Origin of the sequence: Microbacterium meiriae (assembly GCF_025143875.1) — a bacterium.
GTDB lineage: Bacteria > Actinomycetota > Actinomycetes > Actinomycetales > Microbacteriaceae > Microbacterium > Microbacterium meiriae.
Window position 1 is genome coordinate 47558 of sequence record NZ_JAMBDU010000007.1, and the last position, 15724, is coordinate 63281.

Below are 15724 nucleotides of genomic sequence, written 5' to 3' on the forward strand. Positions count from 1 at the left end.
TGCTCCTCGGGTCGGTACTCGCCGAGACTATCCGCCTCCGTCGATGAATCCGCTGTCCGGACGGCCCGGGCCGTGTGGGGACGGCCCGGGCCGATCGCTCAGCGCTTCTGCCGCTTGAGCGTCTTCTCCAGGACGGGCGCCTGACCGGTGGCCTCGAGGTCGGCGTAGTACGCACGGGCCTCGTCCTGCCGCTGCTTCTCCGCACCGCTCGCGATGGGAGCCCGCACGTGCTCGGGCTCGTAGCCGAAGGCATCCACGAGGTCGAGCGCGTACGGACGCAGCCGCGCGCACAGCCGATCGATGTAGCTCGACACCGCCGCCGCCCGCTGGGTGGAGAGCCGCCCGTGGATGAGGTGCCAGGCGAGGTGCTTCTCGATGAGCTGCAGACCGAAGAGGTCACGCAGCCAGGTCATGACCTTCTTCGTCTCGGCGTCGTCCATCGCGTGGACGGCGTCGGTGAAGGCCTCCCACTGCAGCAGCTCGCCGTGCGCCCTGGCCGCCTCGATGAGCTCGGCCTGGTTCTCGTTGAACAGCCGTGCCCCGAGCACCTTGTCCTTGCCGGCGGCACGCAGCCGGGTCGCGATGTCGGCGACCATCTGCTGTACGCGGCCCGCGAGGAGGTCGTGCTGCTGCTCCTCGCGCAGTCCGCGCTCCACCGACCGGGCGACCTGGCCGAAGTCGGTCACCGCCTGACCGAGCTGACGGAGGCCGGCGCCGTGGAACACCTTGCCGGCGGTCATCCCCACGGCGTAGCGCGCGAGCGCCGCGGCGTCCTTGCCCTGGAACTGCTTCGCGTAGTCGGTCAGCAGCCGCTTGCCCACGAGCTGGAGCAGGACGTTGTTGTCGCCTTCGAACGTGACGTAGATGTCGAGGTCGGCACGGAGCCCGACGAGCCGGTTCTCGAACATGAAGCCGGCGCCGCCGCACGCCTCACGGGCTTCCTGCAGCGTGTCGAGCGCATGCCAGGTCGACAGCGGCTTGAGTGCCGCCGCGAGCGTCTCCAGGTCCTCCCGGTCGTCCGGGGTGTCGGTGCGGCCGGAGAAGACGCCGTCGAACTTCTGCAGGAACTCGTCGTGCGCGAAGATCTGCGCGTACGTGGTGGCCAGGCGCGGGAGCAGACGGCGCTGGTGCTTGCCGTAGTCCATCAGCACGACCTCCTGCCCGTCCGCACCATCGAACTGGCGACGCTGCGTGGCATAGGTCATCGCGATGTGCAGACCGAGCGCGGAGGCCCAGGAAGCGGCGCCGTCGAGCGAGACGCGTCCCTGCACGAGGGTGCCGAGCATCGTGAAGAAGCGGCGGCCGGGGCTGTCGATCGCGCTCGAGTAGGTGCCGTCCGCGGCGACGTCGCCGTAGCGGTTCAGCAGGTTCGTGCGCGGGATGCGCACCTGGTCGAAGGAGAGCCGGCCGTTGTCGATGCCGTTCAGTCCGCCCTTGAGACCGTCGTCCTCGCGACCGATGCCCGGCAGATCCACGCCGTCCTCGCCGCGCAGGGGCACGTAGAAGCAGTGCACGCCGTGGTTGACGCCGTTGGTGATGAGCTGCGCGAACACCGTCGCCGCGATGCCGTGCAGCGCCGCGTTGCCGAGGTACTCCTTCACAGCTCCCCGGAACGGCGTGTGGATGACGAACTCCTCCGTCTCCGGGTCGTAGGTGGCGGTGGTGCCGACCGCGGCGACGTCGGAGCCGTGACCGATCTCGGTCATCGCGAACGCGCCGGGGATCGACAGATCCATGACACCGGGGAGCCACTTGTCGTGGTGCTCCTTCGTGCCGAGCTGCAGGATCGCGGAGCCGAAGAGGCCCCACTGCACGCCCGACTTGATCTGTAGGCTCGGGTCGGCGGCGACGAGCTCCTCGAATCCGGCGATGTTGCCGCCGTTGTTCTCCTCGCCGCCGAAGCGCTTCGGGAACGCCCGGTGCACGGCCTTGTTGTCGACGAGGAGGTGGAGCTGGCTGAGCACGCGCTCGCGGTGGTCGTCCTTGCCGAGCTCATCCTTCCGCCAGAACGCCGAGTCCTTGATCATCTCGCGGGCCTGGCGGCGCACGTCGCCCCAGGTGCCCATCAGGGCGTCGTTCAGGCGGGCGACATCGATCCGCGGGGCGGTCGCGCTCTCGCGCGGGTCAGGTGTCGTCGAAGGGCGGACGGCGGCGTCGACCATGAGCGTTCCTCTCGGAGAGACGAAGGTGGATGCCTCTCATGGTAGGTGTGCGACAAAACGACATGAAGTCCCCTGTCCGCATCCTCCAACCACCGGCCGCCCCGTCCGCGCCTGTCGTTGTCGGCTCGCGACAGGTTCGGCCCGTCGACCCACCCCCTTCCATGCGCCCCGGCCCCCTGCGGGCGTCCGCGAAGGGGGGGCTCGAACGGAAGGGGGTGGGTCGACGTCAGGAGGCGGCGATGACGGCGAGCACGCCGTCGCCGTAGGCCTCGCGCTTCTTCGCACCGATGCCGGTGATGCCGTCGAGGTCGGCGTGCGACGTGGGACGATGCTCCGCGAGAGCACGGAGCGTGGCATCACCGAAGACGATGTACGCCGGGACGCCCTGTTCCCTGGCGGTCTCGGCCCGCCAGGCCCGCAGCGCCTCGAACAGCTCCCGGTCTCCGGCGTCGAGGGCGTCGGCGGCACTCGCCTTCCGGGCGCGGGACGGCGAGGACGGGCGTCCGATCGTGTCTTTCCGGAGGGGCACCGCAGTCTCGCCGCGCAGCACCCCGGCCGCCGCCTCCCCCGGCGCGAGCGTGCCGTAGTCGCCCTGCGCGACGAGGATGCCCCGGGCGAGGAGCTGGCGCACCACGCTCCGCCAGTCCTGGTCGGAGAGGTCGGCGCCGATGCCGTAGGTCGCGAGGGCGTCGTGCCGCTGCTGGCGGATGCGCTCGGTCGAGGCACCGCGGAGGATGTCGATGAGGTGGCCCGCGCCGAAGGCCTGATTCCGCTCGCGCTTGAGGCGCACGATCGTGGACAGCAGCTTCTGCGCGGGGACGAGCCCGTCGAAGGTCGCCGTGTCGTCGAGGCACGTGTCGCAGTTGCCGCAGGGCTGCGAGTCCTGACCGAAGTACCCGAGGAGGTTCTGCCGGCGGCACTCCACCGTCTCGCACAGGGCCAGCATCGCGTCGAGGTGCTGCCCCATGCGCATCTTGAACGTGCGGTCTCCGGGACTCTGATCGATCAGACGGCGCTGCTGAACGACGTCGCCGAGCCCGTACGCCATCCACGCCACGGACGGCTCGCCGTCGCGGCCGGCGCGGCCGGTCTCCTGGTAGTACCCCTCGACCGATTTCGGCAGATCGATGTGGGCGACGAAGCGCACGTCGGGCTTGTCGATGCCCATGCCGAACGCGATCGTCGCCACCATCACCACGCCGTCCTCGCGGAGGAAGCGCGACTGGTTCGCCGCCCGCACCTCGGCGGGCAGGCCCGCGTGGTACGGCAACGCGTCGAGACCCTGCGCGGCGAGATAGGTCGCCGTCTGCTCGACGGACTTCCGGCTGAGCGCGTAGACGATGCCCGCCGCGCCCTCCGGCTGCGACCGGATGAACTGCACGAGCTGCTTGCGCGGGTCGACCTTCGGGACGATCCGGTACTGGATGTTGGGGCGGTCGAAGCTCGCAACGAAGTGCTTCGCCGCGTCGAGGTGCAGACGCTCGGTGAGCTCCTTGTGCGTGGCCCGCGTCGCGGTCGCGGTCAGGGCCATGCGCGGGACGCCGGGGAACCGCTCGCCCAGGTCGCCGAGCGCGAGGTAGTCGGGCCGGAAGTCGTGACCCCACTGCGACACGCAGTGGGCCTCGTCGATGGCGATGACACTGAGCGTGCCGCGCTGCAAGAGGGAGGTCGTCTGCGCGCCCGACAGCCGCTCCGGGGCGACGTAGAGGAGGTCGAGCTCTCCGGCGACGTAGGCGCGCTCGACCTCGCGGCGCTCCTCGATCGACTGGGTGGAGTTGAGGTACGCGGCCTTCACGCCGTTGGCGCGCAGCGCGTCGACCTGGTCGTGCATGAGCGCGATGAGCGGGCTGATGACCAGTCCGGTGCCCTCGCGGACGAGTGCCGGCACCTGGTACGTGATGCTCTTGCCGCCGCCGGTGGGCATCAGGACGACGGCGTCGCCGCCGCCGATGACCTGCTCGACGATGGCCGCCTGGTCGCCGCGGAAGTCGTCGTAGCCGAACACGGTGTGCAGTGCCTCGCGGGCCGTCGCATACCGGCTGGGCGTGGCACGGCGGACGGCCGGCGCGGTGGTCACCGCGGTCGTCGGGCCCGGACCCCAGTCGAGGGGCGGCTCGAAGCCCGCGCCCTGCGGCTCCCAGTCCATCGGCTCCGGCGGCTCGGTCGGCTCCCACCCGTCGTCCCAGGGCTGGTCGGATGCCGCGTCCGGCTCGGGGATCCATCCGTCGTACGGATCACGGGGAGTCTGCGGCATCCCTCCAGCGTAATCACCCCGACGGACAGCGGCACGGCGACGTCCACAGGCCCGCACCCCCGATCCCGGGCGTAGGTTGGTTCCAGACGCCGGAAGGAGCATCCGATGACCGACATCACCGTGACCCGCAACGACGAGGCCTCCCGCTACGAGATCCGTTCCGATGACGTGCTGGCCGGGTTCGCCGAGTTCGACACCCGCCCCGGCGCGATCCGGTTCCTGCACACCGAGATCGACCCGGCGTTCCAGGGCCAGGGCCTCGCGGGGAAGCTCGCCGCGGCGGCGCTGACCGACGTGGCGTCGACGGGCGACGCGATCGTGCCGCTCTGCCCGTACATCGCGAAGTACCTCCAGACGCACGAGGTGCCCGGCGCCGAGATCCGCTGGCCGCAGCGCCCGGGCTCGACGGCGGACGCCCCGGTGCAGGAGGAGCCGACCGGCGCGGACGAGGACCCCACGGGCAGGGCGGAATGATCGGGCAGCGCCGGATCGTCCTCGAGCCGCGGGCGGTCCCGCTCGGCGGCGTGCGCGACATGGAGGTGCTCCGGGTGCTGCCGCATCGCAACCTCCCCACCATCGGCGCGTGGTGCTTCCTCGACCGGTTCGGCCCGGCCGAGACCCGGATGCGTGTCGAGCCGCACCCGCACATCGGTCTGCAGACGGTGACCTGGCCGCTCGTCGGGGAGATCCGGCACCGCGATTCGCTGGGCAGCGACGCCGACCTCCGGCGCGGACAGCTCAACCTCATGACCGCCGGCAACGGCATCTCGCACTCGGAGTACTCCATCGGCGACGACCCCGTCCCGCTCGACGCGCTGCAGTTCTGGGTCGTGCTCCCGGAGTCCGCGCGCCACGGCGACGGCGGCTTCGAGCGGCACACCGATCTGCCGACGACGACGCTGCCGTCCGCGACCGGATCGGACGCCACGGTCACGGTCGTGCTCGGCGAGTTCGCGGGCGTGCGCTCGCCGGCGACCGTGCACACACCGATCGTCGGGGCGGAGATCGTCGTTCCGGCCGGAACCGCCGTGCGCCTGCCGCTGCGGCCGGAGTGGGAACACGCGCTGCTCCTCGTCGAGGGTGACGCCGCCGTCCCCGAGCACACGATGACCCGCAACGACATGCTCTATCTCGGTGATTCCCGCGACGGCGTCGAGGTGACCAGCAGTGAGGGCGGCTTGCTGTTCCTCCTCGGGGGTGAGCCGTTCGAGGACGAGATCGTCATGTGGTGGAACTTCGCCGGGCGCTCCCACGACGAGATCGTCGCCGCCCGCGAGGACTGGGAGGCCGCGTCCCCCCGGTTCGGCGTCGTCGAGGGGCACGACCAGCGCATCCCCGCGCCGCCGCTCCCTCCGGTGCGCCTGATGCCGCGCAGCCGCACCCTCTGACCCCCTCCCGCACAGCCCCTCCCGCTGATTCAGGCACTCGCGCGGGCTCAGGCTCGATTGGCTTTCACCTGCCTGAACCCGCGTGATCGCCTGTTCCGGGACGCAGAAGGAGACTCAGGCGCGGTCGGGGGTGTGCACGCGCGCGAGGAAGCGGTCCGTGCGGGGTGAGGGTCCGCGGGGGTCGAGCAGCGACACGGCGACCGTGACCCCGGTCGCCAGCGGGATCGTCCAGGCGGCGGGCTGCGCGAGGTAGGGCGCCGCGACGCCGACCCCGTCCACGGCGGCGTGCACGAGCAGGGCGAGGCCGGTCGCGAGACCGCCGCACACCATGCCCGTGACCGCCCCACGCGCGGTGAGGCCGCGCCACCACACCCCCAGCAGCACCACGGGTGAGAGCGTCGACGCCGCCACGACGAACACCACCCCCACGCTCGACACGAGCCCCGCGGGGACCGTGAGCAGCGCGACCCCCAGCGGCACGAGCGCGCACACCACCGCGGACAGCCGGAAGGAGCGCACGGAGCCGGAGAAGACGTCCTGGCTGATGACCCCCGCGAGCGAGACCACGAGTCCGGCCGAGGTCGCCAGGAACGCGGCGAAGGCCCCGGCGACGATGAGCGCCGTCAGCAGCTCGCCGGCCGGCCCGGGGAACACCCGCGACGGGAGCTGCAGCACCACGGTGTCGGCGATCCCGGGCCGCGCGAGGTCGGGGGCCGCGATCCGCGCCAGGAGCCCCATCGCGCTCGACACGGCGTAGAACGCGCTCACCATGGCGATGACGATCACGGTCGTCCGCCGCGCGGAGGCCCCCGTCGGGCTCGTGTAGAACCGCACCAGGACGTGCGGCAGACCCATCGTGCCGAGGAGCAGGGCGAGCAGCAGCGACGCGGTCTCGTAGGCGTCGAAGCCCGACGGCCCGGCCTCCGCGGGGAAGACGAGCGCGGGATCGAAATCGTGCGGGCCGCCGCTCAGCGCGAACGCGATGCACACCACCGGCACGAGGAGCGCCGTGAGCTTGAGCCAGTACTGGAATGCCTGCACGAAGGTGATCGCGCGCATCCCGCCCGCGGCGACCGCCGCCGCCACGAGCACCGCGATCGTCACGGCTCCGACCCACTCCGGCAACCCGGCGACCACGACGAGCGTGATGCCCGCGCCGTGCAGCTGCGGCACGATGTAGAGCCAGCCGATGATGAGCACCGCGAGGCTGGTGACCCGGCGCGCGGTCGTCGAGTCGAGCCGGGCCTCGACGAAGTCCGGGATCGTGTACGCCCCGCTGCGGCGCAGGGGCGCGGCGACGAAGACGAGCACGAGCAGATACCCCGCGGCGTATCCGATGGGGAACCAGAACCCGCGGGCGCCGTCCAGCAGCACCAGCCCGGAGAGGCCGAGGAAGGTGCCAGCGGAGAGGTACTCGCCGCTGATGGCCGAGGCGTTCCAGACCGGGCGCACCGTGCGCGACGCCACGAAGAAGTCGCTCGTCGTGCGAGACACCCGCAGCCCGTAGACGCCGATGAGGAGGGTGGCGATGACGACCAGGGCGACGCCGACGAGGTCGAGCACGGCGTTCATTCGCGGTCCCGCAGAGCGCGGTACCGCCGCTCGTTGCGGACCGCCGTGCGCACGTACAGCACCGCGAAGACGAGGATCACGGGGTAGAACGCGAAGGCCTGGAGAAGCCATGACAGCGGCAGCCCGCCGAGGACGACGGCGTCGATCTCGGGGATGAGCGCGATCCCGAGCGCCAGAGCGACGACGACAACCACGAAGCCGGCGACGGTGCCGAGGGCGAGCCGGAGCTGGCTGCGCATCAGGGCGCGCGCGTAGACGGCATCGGCCTCCGCGACCGGTGATCCGGGCAGCGCGATCCCCCGCGTGGCGGCGGAGGGACGGCGGGGCGGGGTGTCCGCCGTGACCCGCACCCGCTTCGGCGCCTCGGTCATGCCGTCCCCTCGCCCCGCACGAGGGCCTCCCGCACCGCGGGGACGAGCCTCCTGCTCACCGGCAACACGGCCGCGCCGACAACGACCGTGGGCTCCCCGCCCGACAGCCGCGCCTCGGTCACCGCGGCGATCCGGACGAGCGTGGAACGGTGGATGCGGAGGAACCCCACGGGCGCCCATCGGGTCTCGAGCTCGGAGAGGGGGACGCGCACGAGGTGGCCGGGGCCGTCGTCCTCGGTGTGCAGTCGCGCGTAGTCGCCCTGCGCCTGCACCCAGCGCACGTCGCTGCGGCGGACGAACCGCACCGCGGCGCCCACCGTCACCGGCAGCACCTCGTCCTCGCTACGCGGGGTGGCCTCCTGCGCGACCACCCTGTCCACGGCGCTCCGCAGCCGTTCCCGCCGGACCGGCTTGAGGAGGTAGTCCGCGGCGCGCAGCTCGAACGCCTCGACCGCGCGGGCCTCGTCCGCGGTGACGAACACGACGGCGGGCGGTTCCGCGAGACCGAGGAGCGCGCGGGCGAGTTCGGTGCCGAGCAGGCCGGGCATGTGGATGTCGAGGAAGGCGATCCGCACCGCACGCGCGGAGAGCTGACGCAGCGCGTCGGCGCCGTTTGCCGCGGTGAGGATCTCGCCGATGCGCGGGTCGGCACGCAGCAGGTGCACGAGCTCGTCGAGGGCCGGCTGCTCGTCGTCGGCGACGAGGACGTCGATCATGCCGCTCCTCAGTCGTCGTCCGGGTCGTGCAGGGGCTGCGATTTCGGGACTCGCATGCGCACCAGGGTACCCGCGCCGGCGTTGGTCTCGACGACCAGTCCGCCCCCGCTTCCATAGACCTGACGGAGCCGGGTGTCGACGTTCCGCAGACCCACGTGACCGCCCTCCTCCCGCGCGGTCAGCAGCGCGCGCAGGCCGTCAGGGTCCATGCCCACGCCGTCGTCCTCGACGAGGATCTCGGTGTGCGTGCCGTCGTCGCGGGAGGTGATGCGGATCTCGCCGCCGCCCTCCCCCGGCTCCAGGCCATGCCGCACGGCGTTCTCGACGAGCGGCTGCACCGAGAGGAACGGGATGACCGTCGCGAGCGTCTCCGGCGCGATCTGCAGCGTCACCCGCAGGCGGTCGCCGAATCGCGCGCGCTCCAGTTCGAGGTACGAGTGGATGCTGCCCAGCTCCTCCGCGAGCGTGGTGAACTCCCCCTGGCGACGGAAGGAGTATCGGGTGAAATCGGCGAACTCGAGCACGAGGTCGCGGGCCCGGTCGGGGTCGGTCGTGATGAACGACGCGATCGCGGTGAGGGCGTTGTAGATGAAATGCGGGGAGATCTGCGCGCGCAGAGCCCGGAGCTCGGCCTCCGCGAGCTGGGTGCGCGAGGCCTCTAGTCCCCCGAGCGCGACCTGCGCCGCGCACCAGTCGGCGACCTCCTCCGCCGCCCGCACGAGCGCAGCGCGCACCGGGGATGCGAAGGCGACGACCACCCCGACCGGCACCCCGTCGACGAGGATGGGCGCGCCGACCGCCTCCAGGTCGTCCGTCCGCGACGGGGCGGGGAACACCTGCCGTCGCCCGGACGCGCGCACCTGGGCGGCGATGCGCACGGCGGCGGATTCGAGCCCGTCCGCGGCGCCGTCGAGCGTGACCGTGTCGTCGTCGCCGACGATGGCGACCGCAGCGCTGCCCAGCAGGGCCCGCAGGTGCCGGGCGGCCTTGACCGCATCCGGCCCGGTCAGTCCGCCGCGGAGGTGCGGGGCGGCGAGGCTCGCCTGATGCAGCGCACGCAGCGCCCCCTGCTCCGCCTCGCTGCCGAGGTCGGCGGACCCGCGGGCGAACCGGCGGGCGAGCAGCAGCAGCGCCGTGAGGGCGATGCCGCCGAGCGCGCCGAGGACCGCGGCGAGGACGACGTCGTTCATGCGCTCAGCCTAGGGACGCGCGCGCGGAATCAGCGACCCGCGCTTCGACAGGCTCAGCGACCCACCTTGGGTCCCTGAGCCTGTCGAAGGGCCCTGAGCCTGTCGAAGGGTCAGCAGCAGCGGGCACCGGGATTGCGGTCCTGGTCGTCCATGCGCTGACGCCAGAACTGCCGCTCCGTCAGCGGCTCCTCGCCCGGATGATGCCGACGGTGATGGGCGACGTACGTGGCGTACGCGGTGTCGCCCATCAGCGTCGTCATGTACCAGCGGATGCCGCGGCCGACCCGGCCGAGGGCGCTCCACAGCGCCCGCAGCGGGGGGGTCGCGGCATCCGTCCGATCCATCGCGTGAGTCATCTCAGTGCCGTGCCGCCGCGCGCTCTTCGGCGAGGATCGGCTCCCACTGCTTCTCCAGCTCGCGCTCCTCCGCGTCGGGGAGGAACCCGGCCGGGGCGAAGCGGCGCGACGGCACGGGCGGGTCCTCGGTGTTCTCGCCGCCGCCGTTGCGGATCGCCTTCGCAGTCGCGATGACGGCCATGACGATGACGATGATCGCGAGCACCACGAAGATGATCGACAGCGTGCCCTGCACCGCGGTGTTGCGGATGACGGCCTGCAGCACCTCCGGTGCGCCGAGCGTGGTGTCACCGGAGTTCAGCGCCTCCAGGTAGCGGAAGTGGTTCGCCCAGTACCCGATCGCCGGCACCGGCGAGAAGATCTTGTAGAGCGAGGCCGTGATGGTGACGACCGCGGTGAAAGCGAGCGGCAGCGCGATGATCCACAGCCACCGGAAGTAGCTGCGTCCGCGCTTGGCGACGATGGCCAGCACCACGGCGAGCGCGATCGCCGCGAGCAGCTGGTTCGCGATGCCGAACAGCGGGAAGAAGGTGTTGATGCCGCCGAGCGGGTCGGTGACGCCGAGGATGAGGATCGCTCCCCAGCCGGCGACCATGATCGCGGTGCAGATCCACACCCCGGGACGCCAGGAGACGTCGCGGAACTTCGGGAACCAGGCGCCGATCGAGTCCTGCAGCATGAAGCGCGCGACTCGGGTTCCGGCGTCCACCGCTGTGAGGATGAACAGCGCCTCGAACATGATCGCGAAGTGGTACCAGAACGCCATGAGCGCCTGCCCGCCGAGGGCCTGCTGCATGATGTGGGCGAGGCCGAGCGCGAGCGTCGGAGCGCCACCGGTGCGCGAGACGATCGATTCCTCGCCGACCGCCGCAGCCGTGCCCGTGAGCATGTCGGGAGTGAGGTTCACCCCGGTCAACCCGAGCGAGTTCACGAAGGCGACCGCTCCCTCGACCGTGCCGCCGGTCGCCGCGGCGGGAGCATTCATCGCGAAGTAGATGCCCTGGTCGATCGAGATCGCGGCGACGAGGGCCATGATCGCGACGAACGACTCCATGAGCATGCCGCCGTAGCCGATGAACCGGGTCTGCCGCTCCTTCTCCACGAGCTTCGGTGTGGTGCCCGACGCGATCAGCGCGTGGAATCCGGACAACGCGCCGCACGCGATCGTCACGAACAGGAACGGGAAGAGCGGACCCGCGAACACCGGTCCCATGCCGTTCTCGCCGAAGATGCTGACCGCGGGGACCGAGATCTCCGGCCGCACGAGGATGATCGCGCCGGCGAGCATGACGATGACGCCGATCTTCATGAACGTGGAGAGGTAGTCGCGGGGCGCGAGCAGCAGCCAGACCGGCAGCACCGCGGCGATGAACCCGTAGATGATGATGCCCCACGCGATCGTGGTGCGGTCGAGGTGGAAGATCGCCTGGCCCCACTCGGTGCCGGCGACCCAGCCGCCGCCGATGATCGCGGCCATCAGCAGCACGAAGCCGATGATCGAGACCTCGGTCACCTTGCCGGGACGCAGGTAGCGCAGGTACACGCCCATGAAGAGGGCGATCGGGATGGTCATCGCGACGGAGAAGACGCCCCACGGGCTCTCGCCGAGCGCGTTGACGACGACGAGCGCGAGGATCGCCACGATGATGAGCATGATGAGCAGCGAGGCGATGATCGCCGCAGTGCCGCCGATCTTGCCGAGCTCCTGCCGCGCCATCTGGCCGATGGTCCGGCCGCCGCGACGCATCGAGAAGAAGAGCACCGTGTAGTCCTGCACGGCTCCCGCGAGCACGACGCCCACGATGATCCAGATGGTGCCGGGGAGGTAGCCCATCTGCGCCGCGAGCACGGGGCCGACGAGCGGGCCGGCGCCGGCGATGGCGGCGAAGTGGTGGCCGTAGAGCACCCGGCGGTCGGTGGGGACGTAGTCCTTGCCGTCCTGCTTCACCTCGGCGGGCGTGGCCCGGCGGTCGTCGGGGCGGGTGATGTACCGCTCGATGACCTTCGAGTAGAAGCGGTAGCCGATCAGGTAGGTGCAGACGGCGGCGAACACGAACCAGATCGCGTTCACGGTCTCGCCGCGCACGATGGCGAGCATCACCCAGGCGACGCCGCCGAGGAGGGCGATGGCCGTCCACAGCAGGATCTTCGGCAGGGTCCAGCGGCGACTCTTGGCCTCGTGCTCCGCGGAGAGGGCGACGGGTGGGAGGTTCGGGTCGGTCTCGATGACGGGGTCGTCGTCGACGAGCCCGGCGCCGTCGCGGCGGCGCGACGAAGGTGCGGTCATGGGGTTCTCCTCTGGGGGCGCATCATTGCGTCTCCCCACGGTAGGGAGTGCGTCCCGCCGTCGCACCCGGATCCGGGCACGCTGCGACGAGCGGCGGCGGCCATGCGACGAACGGATGCCCGGCAGTCCCCGCCCCGACCGGATGCACGACCCGGAGACGACGGCACGGCCGCCCGACGGATTCCGTCGTGCGGCCGTGCCTGAGTCGTGCAGACGATCCCGGATCACCCGGGGGCGTCGGTCTCCGGGGGCGGGGTCGGCTCCGGGGTCGGCTCCGGCGCGGGAGTCGGATCCGGGGTCGGCGACGGATCCGGAGTCGGTGTCGGCTTCGGAGCGGGGGTCGGCGTCGGCGCGACCTCCGCGGGCGTCGTGACCGTCACCACGGTGCGCACGGCCGAGTCCCCGTACTGGACGAGTCCGAGGTAGCGGGTCCCGGCGGTCAGACCGGTCCAGCTCAGCTCGTAGCTCGTCTCCTGCCCGCGGACCGCGGCGATCGGGTTCGGCGTCGCGGTGAACGAGCCCTCCCCGTCCGGGAGCACGTTGGCGTAGGTCATGTCCCACGTCATCGGCCCGGTGGTGGAGTACACGTTCGCCACGACCAGGTAGGTGCCCGCAGTCGGCGTGGGGATCGTGACCTGCTCGTCGGCCGAGCCCGTGGCCGACTGCCAGCGCTCGTAGTAGCGCAGGTCGTCGGGGCTCACCAAGCGGTAGACGGTGAGGTCCAGGTCACTGCCCTCGTCGTCGGACGAGTCGAGGTCGAACCGGGAGAGCGTGGCCCCCTCCGGCACGTCGACGATCCAGGACACATCCTTGTTCGCGTCCCCCGAGTTCTCGTTCCCCGAGTGCCCCTCGACGGGGTTGTCCGGGTCGCTGAGCAGCTGGAACGGGGTGAGACCCGAGACGCCCAGCGCCAGGTCGCCGTCGAGACCGGGGATGATGTCCACCGTCGTGGTGCCGTCGACGCCGCTGCCGGTGACCTCGGCCGGGGCATCCGCCGTGACCGGGAACACCGCGATCGGCGAGCGCACCGTGTTCTTCTTGCTCGTCCAGGTGAGGGAGCCGGTGGCCCACTGCTCGACCGGAGCGGTGGTGCTGTCGAACGTGACCGTGAACGTCTTCGTCTGTCCCGGCTTGTCGAAGGCGAGCTGAGAGGGAGTGACGGTGACCTTCACGCCCGGGACCGAGGCCTTCGCGGTGAACACGCCCTTCTCGGTCGAGGTGACCGAGCGGGTGACAGTCTGCGCGCTGGCCAGGGAGCCGATGGAGATCGATGCCTGGTTCAGGTCGCTGCCGTCGATGGGGTCGATGCCGGGGAAGTCCGACAGCCCCTTCCCGTCGAGGAAGGCCGCCCAGTCCTTGAAGCCGTTGAGGTACAGCAGGCCCGGGTTCAGGTAGCGCTTCGCGTCGATCTGCCCCGCACCCTGCTCGAAGGGGTCCGTGTTCTTCGAGCCGTCGGGCAGCACCGTGTCGTACGCGGTGGTCATCATGGCCGAACGGATCTCCGCCGGAGTCGCTCTCGGGTGCTCCCCGAGGTACAGCGCCCCGAGGCCCGCGATGTGCGGGGAGGCCATCGAGGTCCCGGAGAGGATGCCGAAGGTCGGGTCCTCACCCGGGGCATTGTGCGTGGCGGCGAGGATCGCGACGCCGGGAGCGGCGATGTCCGGCTTGAGGACGTCCGTGCCGTCGGCCAGGACCGGCCCACGGCTCGAGAAGCCGGCGATCTGCGGGGTCGGGGTGGTCACCCCGGTGGTGTTCTCACCGACGAGGGTGATCGGCCGATCGACACCGCCCTGCACGTAGGCGAGCACGGCTGCGCGGTGCACGGCGTTCAGGTGCACCGTCGGCACCGCGTGGAAGTCGTTGTCCAGCGAGTCCGCGCCACCGGGCACGTTCACCAGCACCATGCCGATGCCTCCGGCGTCCTTCACGACCTGGGACTTCTCCGCGCGCGCGTTGCCGCCGCGGTCGCAGACCACGATGTGCCCCGCGACCTTCGTCGGGTCGAGGGTGCCCGGCAGGCACAGCTGCGCATCCACCGCACCGGGCGCCGCGGCATCCACGGCGGCGATGGAGGGCCCGGAGACGCTCTCCCCGAACGGCACGCTCACCGACGCCCCGGCCTCCTCGAAGCCGTCGAACTGCACGGTGCCTTCCCACGTGGGGATGGTGGAGGCGGCGACCGTCGTGTACCACGGCGAGGCGTGGTCGGCGGTGACCGGATCGGGACCGTCGTTGCCGGCGCTGGTCGCGACGAAGACGCCGGCGGCCGCGGCGTTGAGGAACGCGAGGTCCTCCGGTGCCATCACGGTGCTCGCGGCGCCGCCGCCGATCGAGTAGTTGATCACGTCGACACCGTCGGCGACGGCCTGATCGATCGCGGCGACGAGGTCGCTCAGCGCGCAGATGTCATCGGTGGTCACGGTCGTGTCCGGACCGACGTAGCAGGCCTTGTACGCGGCGACCTTCGCTGCGGGCGCGACGCCCGAGATGGTCCCGAAGTCGACGCCCTCGACCGCGGCCTCCACTCCGAAGTCGCCCGCGGCGGTGCTCGCGGTGTGCGAGCCGTGGCCGTCGCCGTCGCGTGGGGAGAGGTAGTCGTACTGGAAGTCGAACCCGGCGGCCTGCGCTCCCGCGAAGAAGTACTGCCCGCCGATGAGCTTCGTGGAGTAGTCGCGCTCGTCCCAGTCCTGGCCGTCGACCATCGCGCCGCGGAACTGTCCGCCGTCGGACTTGTCGAAGTACACGTAGGTGCCGTCGGTATAGGGATCTGTGCCCTTGTGGCGGCTGTTCTGCTTCTTCTGCTGCTTGAGCTTCTTGCCCTCGAACGAGGGGTGCTCGGGAGCGATGCCGGTGTCGATCACGCCGACCACGACACCCTCGCCCGCCTTCTTCACGCCTCCGGTCTGCTGCCACACCCCGCCACGGCCCTTGCGGTCGTCGCCGAGGCCGAGGTAGTCCGTGGAGGTCTGCACATCGGGATGACGGATCTCGTCGGGATACACCCCCAGGACGTCCTTCGAGGCACGGAGCTGGTCCACCTGCTCACCCGAGAGGTCGGCGCTGAACCCGTTGAGCACGACCTGGTAGGTCGTGTCCGGCGTGACGCCGACGTCGTTGATGAGGCTCTTCTGCTCGGACTCGAGGTGCTTGACGTACCGCCGCGCGTCCTGCGACTGCGTCTCGAGCTGCTCGCCCTCGTCGGGCTTCGTCGCCTTGAGTCCCTTGACGTCGCCTTCGTAGCTGGCGAGGGGATCGGCCTTCATGATCACGATGTAGTGCCCGGGGGTCCCCGCGACCGGAACGGGGTGCGTCACCTCCCCGGTCGCTGCGTAGCCTGCGGTTGCCGTCGATGCGATGAACAGCGTCGCCAGGGTGGTGGCTGCTGCGATCCGAAGGGGTGTTCGACCCATATCTCGCTCCTGATGATC

General features: G+C 71.1%; 11 protein-coding genes. 2 read left to right on the plus strand and 9 right to left on the minus strand.

Annotation, left to right across the window (positions count from 1 at the left end; all coding sequences use genetic code 11):
* Window positions 1-98: 98 nt before the first annotated feature.
* Both M4D53_RS06400 and recQ read right to left on the minus strand, forming a co-directional pair.
* A complete protein-coding gene (locus M4D53_RS06400) occupies window positions 99-2162 on the minus strand; it encodes an acyl-CoA dehydrogenase family protein (RefSeq protein ID WP_259952778.1) in 2064 nt (687 codons plus the stop codon).
* A gap of 226 nt (window positions 2163-2388) precedes the next feature.
* The gene (gene recQ, locus M4D53_RS06405; RefSeq protein WP_259952779.1) at window positions 2389-4416 is read right to left on the minus strand and encodes a DNA helicase RecQ; all 2028 of its coding nucleotides are present in this window, start codon (window positions 4414-4416) and stop codon (window positions 2389-2391) included.
* 105 nt (window positions 4417-4521) lie between these two features.
* Between recQ and M4D53_RS06410 the strand changes: the two genes are divergently transcribed.
* Together M4D53_RS06410 and M4D53_RS06415 are read left to right on the plus strand one after the other, a co-directional pair.
* Window positions 4522-4890: a GNAT family N-acetyltransferase gene (locus M4D53_RS06410; RefSeq protein ID WP_259952781.1), complete on the plus strand. Its 369-nt coding sequence runs from the start codon at window positions 4522-4524 to the stop codon at window positions 4888-4890.
* Window positions 4887-5804, plus strand: coding sequence for a pirin family protein (locus tag M4D53_RS06415; RefSeq protein WP_259952783.1), 918 nt, complete (start codon window positions 4887-4889; stop codon window positions 5802-5804). Before M4D53_RS06410 ends, M4D53_RS06415 begins: the two co-directional genes overlap by 4 nt.
* Window positions 5805-5918: 114 nt before the next feature.
* On the opposite strand, the gene M4D53_RS06420 is transcribed toward M4D53_RS06415, so the two are convergent.
* From M4D53_RS06420 to M4D53_RS06450, 7 genes are all read right to left on the minus strand, one after another.
* Entirely contained in the window at window positions 5919-7376 is a 1458-nt protein-coding gene (locus M4D53_RS06420) for a sodium/solute symporter (RefSeq protein WP_259952787.1), read from the minus strand.
* Window positions 7373-7747: a heavy metal transporter gene (locus M4D53_RS06425; protein ID WP_259952789.1), complete on the minus strand. Its 375-nt coding sequence runs from the start codon at window positions 7745-7747 to the stop codon at window positions 7373-7375. The genes M4D53_RS06420 and M4D53_RS06425 overlap by 4 nt, the downstream gene beginning before the upstream one ends.
* On the minus strand, window positions 7744-8463 hold the full coding sequence (locus M4D53_RS06430) for a LytR/AlgR family response regulator transcription factor (RefSeq protein ID WP_259952791.1): 720 nt from the start codon (window positions 8461-8463) through the stop codon (window positions 7744-7746). Before M4D53_RS06430 ends, M4D53_RS06425 begins: the two co-directional genes overlap by 4 nt.
* 8 nt (window positions 8464-8471) lie before the next feature.
* The gene (locus tag M4D53_RS06435; protein WP_259952797.1) at window positions 8472-9653 is read right to left on the minus strand and encodes a sensor histidine kinase; all 1182 of its coding nucleotides are present in this window, start codon (window positions 9651-9653) and stop codon (window positions 8472-8474) included.
* Window positions 9654-9763: 110 nt separating this feature from the next.
* Window positions 9764-9997 carry a YbdD/YjiX family protein gene (locus tag M4D53_RS06440; protein ID WP_259952799.1) on the minus strand — a complete coding sequence of 78 codons (234 nt, stop codon included), beginning with the start codon at window positions 9995-9997 and terminating at the stop codon, window positions 9764-9766.
* Window positions 9998-10010: 13 nt separating this feature from the next.
* Window positions 10011-12296 carry a carbon starvation CstA family protein gene (locus M4D53_RS06445; RefSeq protein ID WP_187663134.1) on the minus strand — a complete coding sequence of 762 codons (2286 nt, stop codon included), beginning with the start codon at window positions 12294-12296 and terminating at the stop codon, window positions 10011-10013.
* A gap of 224 nt (window positions 12297-12520) precedes the next feature.
* A complete protein-coding gene (locus M4D53_RS06450) occupies window positions 12521-15706 on the minus strand; it encodes a S8 family peptidase (protein ID WP_259952801.1) in 3186 nt (1061 codons plus the stop codon).
* Window positions 15707-15724: the final 18 nt, after the last annotated feature.

Excerpts from the sequence above, each read along its gene's own strand:
- M4D53_RS06400 (WP_259952778.1), bottom strand. The coding sequence starts at position 2,162 with ATGGTCGACGCCGCCGTCCGCCCTTCGACGACACCTGACCCGCGCGAG.
- recQ (WP_259952779.1), bottom strand. The coding sequence starts at position 4,416 with ATGCCGCAGACTCCCCGTGATCCGTACGACGGATGGATCCCCGAGCCG.
- M4D53_RS06410 (WP_259952781.1), top strand. The coding sequence starts at position 4,522 with ATGACCGACATCACCGTGACCCGCAACGACGAGGCCTCCCGCTACGAG.
- M4D53_RS06415 (WP_259952783.1), top strand. The coding sequence starts at position 4,887 with ATGATCGGGCAGCGCCGGATCGTCCTCGAGCCGCGGGCGGTCCCGCTC.
- M4D53_RS06420 (WP_259952787.1), bottom strand. The coding sequence starts at position 7,376 with ATGAACGCCGTGCTCGACCTCGTCGGCGTCGCCCTGGTCGTCATCGCC.
- M4D53_RS06425 (WP_259952789.1), bottom strand. The coding sequence starts at position 7,747 with ATGACCGAGGCGCCGAAGCGGGTGCGGGTCACGGCGGACACCCCGCCC.
- M4D53_RS06430 (WP_259952791.1), bottom strand. The coding sequence starts at position 8,463 with ATGATCGACGTCCTCGTCGCCGACGACGAGCAGCCGGCCCTCGACGAG.
- M4D53_RS06435 (WP_259952797.1), bottom strand. The coding sequence starts at position 9,653 with ATGAACGACGTCGTCCTCGCCGCGGTCCTCGGCGCGCTCGGCGGCATC.
- M4D53_RS06440 (WP_259952799.1), bottom strand. The coding sequence starts at position 9,997 with ATGGATCGGACGGATGCCGCGACCCCCCCGCTGCGGGCGCTGTGGAGC.
- M4D53_RS06445 (WP_187663134.1), bottom strand. The coding sequence starts at position 12,296 with ATGACCGCACCTTCGTCGCGCCGCCGCGACGGCGCCGGGCTCGTCGAC.
- M4D53_RS06450 (WP_259952801.1), bottom strand. The coding sequence starts at position 15,706 with ATGGGTCGAACACCCCTTCGGATCGCAGCAGCCACCACCCTGGCGACG.